The sequence below is a fragment of the Cyanobacteriota bacterium genome (assembly GCA_025054735.1).
GTDB lineage: Bacteria > Cyanobacteriota > Cyanobacteriia > SKYG9 > SKYG9 > SKYG9.
The window spans coordinates 1-9,654 of the sequence record JANWZG010000119.1 but is presented as its reverse complement, the minus strand read 5'-3'; the positions used below and the strand labels follow the sequence as shown (position 1 = coordinate 9,654).

Below are 9,654 nucleotides of genomic sequence, written 5' to 3'. Positions count from 1 at the left end.
GCAGCAAAATACACACCTCAATGGCAAGCAGGCTTTGGCTATGAATTCACCGAGCGTGAGGATGGCTTTCCGGGTCTGGCAAAAACCTATGGTTTACAGTTTGCAAAATCACCTCGGATTATGGACTTGGGGCTGTTGTATCGAGCGCTCGTAGACAAGAAAGTGGATATGGTAGCAGGTAACTCTACCGATGGACAGATTGGACGCTTGGGGTTGGTGATCCTTCAGGATGACAAGGGTTACTTTCCACCCTATGAAGCAGTGCCGATCGTGCGTCAAGCTACGTTACAAAAATATCCCTCCCTACGCCAGAGTTTGAAAAAGCTGCAAAACCTAATCACAGCAGCAGACATGCAGGCTATGAACTATCAGGTTGAAGCAGAGTTTCAACCCGTCGCTGAAGTTGCTAGAAAATTCCTGCAAGCAAAAGGCCAGTCAGCTTCTTGATTAGCTAGGGCAGTTAGCAGGCGATTGCTGGCTCAAGTGTACTGCCGCCGTGGAAAAATGCCATGAGACTACTAGCCAAGAGTTGCGCCCAGTCCATAAATAAGCACACAACGAATCGTTGACTTTCGCATCGCTCCAGTTCACGGTATAGTCTTTTTGATCCATGCATCTAATTCATGCATCTGTTGGTGCTTGGGCCAGCTTACTGCCTCTCGCTAGACCAGGCAAACTACGTCAGTAGCCTGTCGAGGCTTCTCATTAGCTAGTCGCTAATTATATTCGCGACTAATCACTAACATGAGCAGAAGTTATAAGCAGACGTGTGCAGCATACAAACAACGCTGAAAACCAATGTTGCAGTAAGAGCGCCCCAAATTCCAACTGACTGATGACGCATATCTAGGACTAATCATCAATGACCAGAACTATCATTAAGACTAACCAAGCGCCGATTCCCTCAGGGCCTTATAATCAGGCGATCGCTGCCAACGGGTTTCTCTTTATAGCAGGACAAATTGCCCTAGACCCAGCAACCAACCAGCCCGTGAGCACCGATGATGTTGCAAAACAGACCCATCAGGTCATCGCTAATCTGCGAGCAATTCTAGAGGCCAGTGGAGCTACATTAGACGACGTTGTCCGCACGACAGTTTTTTTAGCCGATATGAAAGATTACCCGATCGTGAATGAAATCTACAGCAGCTATTTTTCACCAGCTAGTTCTCCGGCACGGGTCTGTGTCCAGGTTGCTAAACTGCCTATGGATATGCTGGTAGAAATCGATTGTATTGCTGTTTTGAACCAGGGTTAACCCTGAATAGTGAGCCTTAAATCGTCGAGTTGCCGTTGATCCTATGACTTCCACTGCTCCATCCTCTAATACAGATCTCACCGCTGACTCTCCCCTGTGGTCAGAATTGCTACAACAGTTACTCGATCGGCAATCTCTTTCCACCACTCAAGCAGCAGACCTAATGTCAGGATGGTTAGCCGACGTGATTCCACCCGTTCTCTCTGGAGCAATCTTGGCGGCGATTCAAGCTAAAGGAGTATCTGCCGACGAATTGACAGGCATGGCTCAGGTCTTAAAGTCACAATCGGTGCCCTTGCCAATTCCCGTTGAGACGTTGCCCACACCTCGGATTGACACCTGTGGCACTGGTGGTGACGGGGCATCTACCTTTAATATTTCCACAGCCGTAGCGTTTGTAGCGGCGGCGGCTGGCATTCCCGTTGTCAAGCATGGCAATCGTTCAGCATCCAGCAAGGTAGGATCAGCAGATGTGCTGGAAACTCTAGGCGTGAACCTGTCGGCTCCCCTAGAAAAGGTGCAAGCTGCTGTGCAAGAAGTAGGCGTGACTTTCTTGTTTGCTCCAGGCTGGCATCCTGCCTTGAAGGCAGTGGCTCCCTTGCGGCGCACCTTGAAGGTGCGAACAGTATTTAACCTGCTAGGGCCATTGGTGAACCCCATGCAACCTACAGGGCAAGTCTTGGGCGTACCTACAGAAGGTCTAGTGATCACCATGGCTCAGGCGCTGCAACAGCTAGGAACGCAGCGAGCGATCGTTCTCCATGGACGAGAACATCTGGATGAAGCTGGCTTAGCAAACCTCACAGACCTAGCCATCCTGGAAAACGGACAAGTTACATCGTCAATTTTGGATCCACAGGATTCTGGCTTAGTGATTGCACCTACGAGTGCATTGCGGGGAGGAGATGCCCAAGAAAATGCTGATATTTTGCGTCATGTATTGCAGGGCAGGGGCACTCAAGCTCACCAAGATGTGGTTGCACTAAATGCTGCCCTGGCGCTAATGGTGGGTGAAAAGGTGACAAGTGCTGTTGCTGGTGTAGCGATGGCCAAGGACATTCTTGCAAGTGGCGCTGCTTGGGGCAAAGTTGAGCAGCTTGTAAAGTTTTTACAGAGTTCCTAGTTTAGGTAGGAACTAGTCTTCTACTGTAGTGAAGCGTATGTAGTGAAACATAGTGACTGCTAACTGTTGATAAGGGGGTTATACCCGTGGGTTTGTTTGATCACCTGTTGAATAATTCCACAACCCAAGGCAACACCATGACAGCAGCCGAAGCATTTGCCGCTATCACCTTAGCAGCAACGGCATCGGATGGTTATCTGTCAGACCCAGAAGTGCAATCTCTGTCGCTAGGGTTGTCTCGGATGAAACTCTTTCAAGACTATTCTGGTGAAGCAATTGCCAAAATGCTTGATCGCTTTCTCAAAATCATTCGCAATGAAGATAGTCATGCTCTGTTCGAGCAAGCCAAACAATACCTGCCCCATGAGCTACGGGAAACTGCTTTTGCAGTTGCTACTGACCTAATTCTTGCTGATGGACTAGTCACCGATGAAGAGAAAGCATTTTTAGAACACTTGCACCGTTCCTTAGAAATTCCTGATAACACAGCTTTGGATATTGTTCGCGTTATTTTGATTAAGAACAAGGGCTAGCCGTAGTCTGAAGCAGAGCGCGATAAGATAGACATGTCCATAGTCATTGTCATTTTGTAATGTCGTTAATCAGCAATGACTATGACGCTGACCCATAACTTCGCGATCGTGACCTGCCCATGTCTGACCAGAATAGTGCTCTTGAACAGCCAGAAAAAATCCACCTGCCTAAAACCAGTCAGTCTGAGCGGTTGAAACGGATTCGTCACACCGCCTCCCACGTAATGGCAATGGCAGTGCAAAAGCTGTTTCCTAAAGCTCAGGTGACGATCGGCCCTTGGATTGAAACTGGTTTTTACTACGACTTCGATCATCCAGAGCCATTCACAGAAAAAGACTTGAAGGCCATCAAAAAAGAGATGGTCAAAATCATTAACCGCAAGCTACCTGTAGTGCGGGAAGAGGTCAGTCGTGAAGAGGCTGAACGCCGTATTCGGGCCATTAATGAGCCTTACAAACTGGAGATTTTAGAGGGTCTACAGGAACCCATTACCATCTATCACCTTGGAGACCAATGGTGGGATCTCTGCGCTGGCCCCCATGTGGAAAATACAGCAGAACTAAACCCAGAGGCGATCGAGCTAGAGAGCCTAGCAGGAGCCTATTGGCGTGGCGACGAAACTAAAGCACAACTTCAGCGCATTTATGGTACAGCTTGGGAAACCCCTGAACAATTAGCAGAATACAAGCGCCGCAAAGAAGAAGCCCAACGCCGAGATCACCGCCGCCTTGGCAAAGAGCTAGGGTTATTTGTGTTCTCTGATCAAGTCGGCCCTGGACTCCCCCTATGGACTCCTAAAGGTACGATACTCCGCTCTATTCTGGAAGATTTTCTGAAGCGAGAACAAATCAAGCGTGGCTACAAGCCAGTAGTGACTCCCCACGTAGGTCGAGTGGAGTTATTTAAGACCTCTGGACACTGGCAAAAATACCGAGATGATTTGTTTCCCATGATGGGTGAGTCTGAAGATGAGGGCTTCGTGCTCAAGGCGATGAACTGTCCCTTTCACGTACAAATTTACAAGTCGTCGTTGCGATCGTACCGAGAATTACCCCTGCGGTTAGCAGAATTTGGTACTGTCTACCGCTACGAGCAGTCAGGTGAACTCGGAGGACTCACCCGCGTTCGCGGTTTCACTCAAGATGATGCCCATCTGTTTGTCACCCCAGAACAGCTTGACGACGAGTTTCTCAAAGTAGTGGACTTAATTCAGTCCGTGCTCAAGGTTCTCCGGTTAGATAAGTCTTTCCGAGCACGGTTGAGTTTCCGAGATCCGGCATCTGATAAGTATATTGGCTCTGATGAGGCTTGGGAGAATGCTCAAAATGCCATCCAACGAGCAGTGGAAACCCTAGGCATGAATCATTTTCTTGGCATTGGTGAAGCCGCTTTCTATGGCCCCAAGCTAGATTTCATTGTTCAAGATGCCCTAGAGCGGGAATGGCAATTGGGAACTGTGCAAGTAGACTATAACCTCCCAGAGCGCTTCGATTTGGAATATGTAGCAGAAGATGGTACCCGCAAGCGGCCCGTGATGATTCACCGTGCTCCCTTTGGATCCTTAGAGCGATTAGTCGGCATCTTAATTGAAGAATACGCTGGTGATTTTCCACTCTGGTTGGCTCCAGAGCAAATTCGCTTGTTGCCAGTGACAGAGGTGCAGCTAGGGTTTGCGCATCAGGTAGCAGAGCAGATGCGGCTTGCAGGCATTCGCGCGGAAGTTGATGTCAGTGGAGAACGGCTAGGCAAGATGATTCGTAATGCGGAAATGGAGAAAATCCCGGTTATGGCTGTCGTTGGGGCCAAGGAACTAGAAAGCAACAGCCTGAGCATTCGTACCCGCGCCAGCGGTGATTTGGGTGCTCTGCCTGTAACTGAGGTGCTATCTCGCCTGAAAACAGCCGCAGACAACTATGGTGATTTCTAAGTGGTGATTTCTAAGTATGGTGATGTCTATAGTGATTTCTAAGAACTGGAGTAACTACTGATGAACCGACCTAAACTGACTGCCATTGTTACGGGAGCGATCGCCATCATCCTGAGCATTGTCTACCTAGTCCTCGTGCAGTTGCTTGATTTACGCGGTGAGATGAAGCCCGCCCCCATTGACGATTTGGCAACGATCGTCCACATCAATCCTATTGGTCATTCGGCTTAGGAGGAGCTATTGGGTTTATAACCAATCAACAGCGCCATTTCTAGCCATTTCCAGTAACAGTCTACATCCTGATAGCCACAGGCACGTAGCCACCCCAACTGTGTTTCCACATCCAACAACTTGTTATCAGGGTCATCCTCTTCGAGAGTGTAGCCGATCGCTGCCAAAAACCGTTCATGCAGAGCAGGTGTTGGTGACGAAACATGCTCTAGATTACAAAAAATGCCTCCCGGCGAGAGGCAGTCAAAGATTTCGTGATAGAGGGCCTGCTTGCGATCGTGGCTGCAATGGTGAATAGCAAAGCTAGACACTACTGCATCGAAATACCCCAGATTAGGTAAAGGCTGCTCTAGGTTATGCTCCAAGATGGTTACAGTAGCTTCGTTTGCAAATCGCGATCGTGCTCGTTCCAGCATGGTAGGCGAGAAATCTAAGCCAATAGCTTCAGCTTGAGGTCGGTCTAGTTTCAACAAGGCCAACAGTCGCCCATCGCCAGTACCCAAATCCAACAGACGAGTAACCGTTGTGGGCACATGTTCAAGCAAAACAGCCTCGCCCTCAGTGCGATGGGGGATAGTATCTGCCCTAGCTAGATAGGTCAATGCGTGGGCGACGGTCTGCCACCTACTATCTGTGTTAACGCTATCCTGACGGTTTAGATCAGTTGCCATACTCAAAGATACCAGAACGGGACCGACGGGGCTCGAACCCGCAACTTCCGCCGTGACAGGGCGGTGCTCTAACCAATTGAACTACGGTCCCAGATTTGACGCAATCACCATTGTCTCTATGAACAGACAATTTGTCAATGAAATTAATTTAGTCAGTCCCAGCAGCCAGAGACAATCAACTAGACAAGAACATCAGAATCGCTGAACAGCCTGCACAAATACTCTGCAATCATAGAATACACTGTACAGGCTGGATAACGATAACATTGCACTTTCGCTGTCAAGGGTACTTCTAGTGTCGGAAACAGTATTGTTTCAGCACTCACAACTAGTTGTCATCTACTAGGTTGTCATCTAACTGTCCTCAGTCTGCTGACCGAGAATTTGGTGCTTGAGAGCATTGATCTCATTGCCTAACTCTTGGCGACTTTCTGCCCTGAGTAGATAGCGATAGACAAACCAAACAGTATAACCAATACCAATCAATTCAAATATCGGATTCAGCAGTGGCACTTCATTAATAGCACCTAAAACTGCCAGCAAGAGCTTTAGCGAGATACCGCCACCCACTAGCAAGGCCACCAACACCAAGATTTGCCGATATTCCTCAAAGAACTCTCCCACGAAGGATTGCAGCCCAGAAACAAATTCAAGCAATTTTGCTTTGATTTGCTGCACTTGATCCCCAGATTGATCTGGGGATGGCATTTTTGTGAGAGCAGTAACATTGTCCACAATTTCAACTTTTTGTTCAGATGTTGCGGGATCCATATAATCAGCCGGTTTTTGATCGGATTCCATCATACAAAATAAGATCTATTAACTGCTGTACGGTAGTGATTAGTATTCACTTGCCATCAGATAGACAATAGCTCGAATACTGTCTTTTGTGAAGTAATAGTGGAATGGTTAGGAAAACTGTTAGCGTTTCTTAACAGCACAAAGTCCACACATCGACCAGCGCCGTAATTCGCCATCAGGGGTGGGACATTGACACTGGGGGCATAGGGGAAGTAGTCGCGATCGTCGTTGTACAGTTTGTTGCCATTGTCGAAACACTAGACCAGGATGTTTGCTAACCAGATGATTCGATGATGACAATGGCTCCGTCGGTGGATCAACCTTCTCTAGAAAACTAGGGTGCTCTTGCCATAGCATTGCTTCGCCCAGAGACGAGGAGGATTTAGGAGCAGATTGCCAACGGGCTGTAGAAAAGCGAATATCGCTCAAGGCCAGACCATCAAGGCCATTGAGCTTGTCTAGAATGCGAGTACGCTCAAACATCAGGTTTTGTGCCCACAGGTGATTCACTGTCGCAACATGGAGTACACCTTGGTGAATGGCTATGGGTTGGGTATGCTCGGCCACAATAGCGCCCACGATGGCAGACCAATGATCCAGCACTAACCTAAGTTGCCGATAGGTTTGCCAAGTGGGCTGCTTCTCTATAGCGTTCAACAAATTGTTTAACGCTTGTAGTGCCATAGGTCTGATTTCGTCAGAGTTCTGTAGAAGTGTCGTAAAACGTTATGGTTATTAACTCAAGCGTCACTGCAACTACTCTACCGATAGTGACAAGAACTAAATCCTGCGCTATATTTGGGCTACAAATCCACCCCTCATCACTTTGCATCATACATTAGTTTATGAAAGCATCAGTTCATGAAACTGCTCATGGAACATTATTCTCAGCCATTGAAGGGTGCATAACAGGCTAAGATCCCAATTTTAATGTAAAAGTGGGTGGAAATTTTCAGGTTGCACTAAACTGGATAGCGACTATTTCAGGTATGTTGAGCCAACTAACGTAGGGTGGGTTGCACCAACTAACAACCGTGGTTCCATTACGCTGATATAAATTAGTCACTTACCAGATGATTATTGGGGATCCACAGAGTCTACTATTCAACTGTGTCCAACCTCTGTTGAGTCATTGATGCTCGATCGCGTTGGGTCAGGTTACTCAGTAGAAGTATTTTCGGTAGAAGTATTGATAGAGAGGGGGAAATTGTATGGTTGCTAGTCACAACCGATCGTCTAATAAGGTATCGTCTGAGTCTACAGCATCGCTGCACCCCAATTTGCGGGCTGCTCTAACTAGCTTAGATGTCACCTTGGTTGATGAACTCCAGCGCTATCGTCGCCACAAGGCAGGCTATGCTCCCCCACCACCTCGCGGTTTGAACACTGTACCAACAGGTTCACCTGGGCTTTCTCCAGTAGCTACTCAGCGATCGTCACCAAATTCATCTCCTACTGCTAGTAGACAGCCCAGTCATCAGAAAACTATCGCAGCTAATCAACATCCTGACCAACGTCAGGTTGCTACACCAGCAGCTACCGTGGTAACTGCTTCAACAGTAGCCCAGCAGTCCGTATCTCTAGGTTCCCTTGAGACAACTTCAGGTACCAGCTCACCTAAGGCAGTTTCAGTGACTGCACCTCCAACTATTCCTTCTGATGAGACTTCAACAGGGGAATCATCATCTTCCTTGTTGAAGACTATGCCTGAGCCTACGGCCACTCATGAGCAAGACCTCTCCACTCAAACTGCTACTAACCAGACAGGTGCTATTCAATTGGTAGCATCGACCCAGGGGACAGCGGATAGCCAAGGAAACGATGGGTCATCTACTACTTCGCCAACAGAGTCAGGCAGTTTGGTGCCCACAGGTGACGCGGATCCGTTTGACTATTTGGCCTCGTCAGAAGAGTTGCTAAAGAGTCTGTCGGAAGACGAGCCAGATTTTACAACTATTAGAGAGCACCCAGGATTGTTTAGGAGCTTGCTAACTCCTCTAGGTATTGGATCTAGCTTGATCTTGTTGTTATCTACAGCAACCTTAACTTATGTGTTGTTGACTAATGCGATGGGACGGCTGAGCCTCAACCAATCTAACGGCGTATCCCCAGATGCTAACTCTGGCCCATCGTCATCTACAGTAGCACCCGGCAAGCCTGGTATCACTAGCTCAGGGTTGCCAGATTCTCCAAATTTGGCTGCTAAGGAATTTATTGACTTGAACCTCAATACCCTAAGTACATTGAAGACAAGTTCAGCAAATTCTGACAAAGCAACTGCGTCTAGCTCGATCGCGTCCTCACCAGGAAATGTGCAATCGACAAAGGGACAGCCCCTGACTACGTTGCCGTCACCAGTACCGCTAGGCAGCAGCACTGCCATGATTATCCCACTTCCCTCCGCAGTGACTCCGTTTGTTTCTACAACTAATTTGCCCAACAATTCTGGACAAGCGAATTCTGGACAGGCAGCTTTTTCACCAACGGCTTCCCAAGTAGATGGCCCTAGTGTATCTACTAGAACTCAATCACCACCTGCGCGCTTACCAGTGCCTAGTCCGAGAGCATCTATACCGACTGCATCTAGGTTTCCAACGCCGACCCAACACCTGCTGCCTTCACCAACCGCAATTACATCCCCACCCCCAAGCCAACCTGCAGTAAGGCGATCGTCACCTTCCCCTTCATCAGCGATTACATCTCCACCACCAGCAGCACCCACACGACCATCGTCTCCAGGCTATACGGTGGTCAGTCCCTATACGGGCGATCGTCATCTAGAAAATGCCCAGCGCGTGGTACCTGATGCCTATGTCCGCAATTCTGAGGATGGAGCCAAGGTGCAATTGGGAACATTTGATGACCCAGCTAAAGCTAGAGAACTAGTGGAACAACTGCATCGCCAAGGTATTGACGCTCAGATTCAACTACAACCGTAAGCCACCTATTTGAGCTTTGAGCTATGAAAGTGATTGATGACCCCAGTTTTAATGATGCTTATCCTGAAGCCTACCAATGGGGAACTGTTTTACAAAACAATATCCAGAGCTTGGCACAGACTATGGCATTTCACATTGAAATGGATTTGAAAACACCCGATCGCTTGCTA

General features: G+C 48.1%; 9 protein-coding genes, 1 tRNA gene and 1 pseudogene. 7 read left to right on the top strand and 4 right to left on the bottom strand.

The genetic code is table 11. The features are described from left to right. The 6 genes from NZ772_07600 to NZ772_07575 form a co-directional block, all read left to right on the top strand. The coding region (locus NZ772_07600) for an ABC transporter substrate-binding protein (GenBank protein MCS6813420.1) at nucleotides 1-447 on the top strand (447 nt) is incomplete at its 5' end. Nucleotides 448-862: 415 nt separating this feature from the next. After that, complete coding sequence (locus tag NZ772_07595) at nucleotides 863-1,258, top strand: Rid family detoxifying hydrolase (GenBank protein MCS6813419.1); 396 nt, start codon at nucleotides 863-865, stop codon at nucleotides 1,256-1,258. A gap of 43 nt (nucleotides 1,259-1,301) precedes the next feature. Beyond that, entirely contained in the window at nucleotides 1,302-2,381 is a 1,080-nt protein-coding gene (gene trpD / locus NZ772_07590; protein MCS6813418.1) for an anthranilate phosphoribosyltransferase, read from the top strand. Between the two features lie 86 nt (nucleotides 2,382-2,467). Next, nucleotides 2,468-2,914, top strand: a complete 447-nt coding sequence (locus NZ772_07585) for a tellurite resistance TerB family protein (protein MCS6813417.1) — start codon at nucleotides 2,468-2,470, stop codon at nucleotides 2,912-2,914. A 119-nt stretch (nucleotides 2,915-3,033) separates the two neighbouring features. Then, nucleotides 3,034-4,842: a threonine--tRNA ligase gene (gene thrS / locus NZ772_07580; protein MCS6813416.1), complete on the top strand. Its 1,809-nt coding sequence runs from the start codon at nucleotides 3,034-3,036 to the stop codon at nucleotides 4,840-4,842. Nucleotides 4,843-4,902: 60 nt separating this feature from the next. Beyond that, complete coding sequence (locus NZ772_07575; GenBank protein ID MCS6813415.1) at nucleotides 4,903-5,073, top strand: glucose-inhibited division protein A; 171 nt, start codon at nucleotides 4,903-4,905, stop codon at nucleotides 5,071-5,073. Here the strand turns inward: NZ772_07575 and NZ772_07570 are convergent. The 4 genes from NZ772_07570 to NZ772_07555 all read right to left on the bottom strand — a co-directional run bounded on the left by NZ772_07570 (nucleotide 5,070) and on the right by NZ772_07555 (nucleotide 7,229). Continuing rightward, complete coding sequence (locus tag NZ772_07570; GenBank protein MCS6813414.1) at nucleotides 5,070-5,744, bottom strand: class I SAM-dependent methyltransferase; 675 nt, start codon at nucleotides 5,742-5,744, stop codon at nucleotides 5,070-5,072. The genes NZ772_07575 and NZ772_07570 overlap by 4 nt on opposite strands. A gap of 17 nt (nucleotides 5,745-5,761) precedes the next feature. Further along, nucleotides 5,762-5,835, bottom strand: a tRNA-Asp gene (locus NZ772_07565). A gap of 263 nt (nucleotides 5,836-6,098) precedes the next feature. Beyond that, a complete protein-coding gene (locus tag NZ772_07560; GenBank protein ID MCS6813413.1) occupies nucleotides 6,099-6,548 on the bottom strand; it encodes a CAAD domain-containing protein in 450 nt (149 codons plus the stop codon). Nucleotides 6,549-6,665: 117 nt separating this feature from the next. Beyond that, nucleotides 6,666-7,229 (bottom strand): DUF721 domain-containing protein, encoded by a 564-nt coding sequence (locus tag NZ772_07555; GenBank protein MCS6813412.1) that lies wholly within the window; start codon nucleotides 7,227-7,229, stop codon nucleotides 6,666-6,668. Nucleotides 7,230-9,184: 1,955 nt separating this feature from the next. Here NZ772_07555 and NZ772_07550 point away from each other — a divergent pair. Beyond that, a pseudogene (locus NZ772_07550) lies at nucleotides 9,185-9,283 on the top strand (molecular chaperone DnaJ). Nucleotides 9,284-9,654: the final 371 nt, after the last annotated feature.

Bases quoted from the DNA above. Each gene is read 5' to 3' on its own strand.
- NZ772_07595 (MCS6813419.1), top strand. From the start codon at position 863: ATGACCAGAACTATCATTAAGACTAACCAAGCGCCGATTCCCTCAGGG.
- trpD (MCS6813418.1), top strand. From the start codon at position 1,302: ATGACTTCCACTGCTCCATCCTCTAATACAGATCTCACCGCTGACTCT.
- thrS (MCS6813416.1), top strand. From the start codon at position 3,034: ATGTCTGACCAGAATAGTGCTCTTGAACAGCCAGAAAAAATCCACCTG.
- NZ772_07575 (MCS6813415.1), top strand. From the start codon at position 4,903: ATGAACCGACCTAAACTGACTGCCATTGTTACGGGAGCGATCGCCATC.
- NZ772_07570 (MCS6813414.1), bottom strand. From the start codon at position 5,744: ATGGCAACTGATCTAAACCGTCAGGATAGCGTTAACACAGATAGTAGG.
- NZ772_07560 (MCS6813413.1), bottom strand. From the start codon at position 6,548: ATGATGGAATCCGATCAAAAACCGGCTGATTATATGGATCCCGCAACA.
- NZ772_07555 (MCS6813412.1), bottom strand. From the start codon at position 7,229: ATGGCACTACAAGCGTTAAACAATTTGTTGAACGCTATAGAGAAGCAG.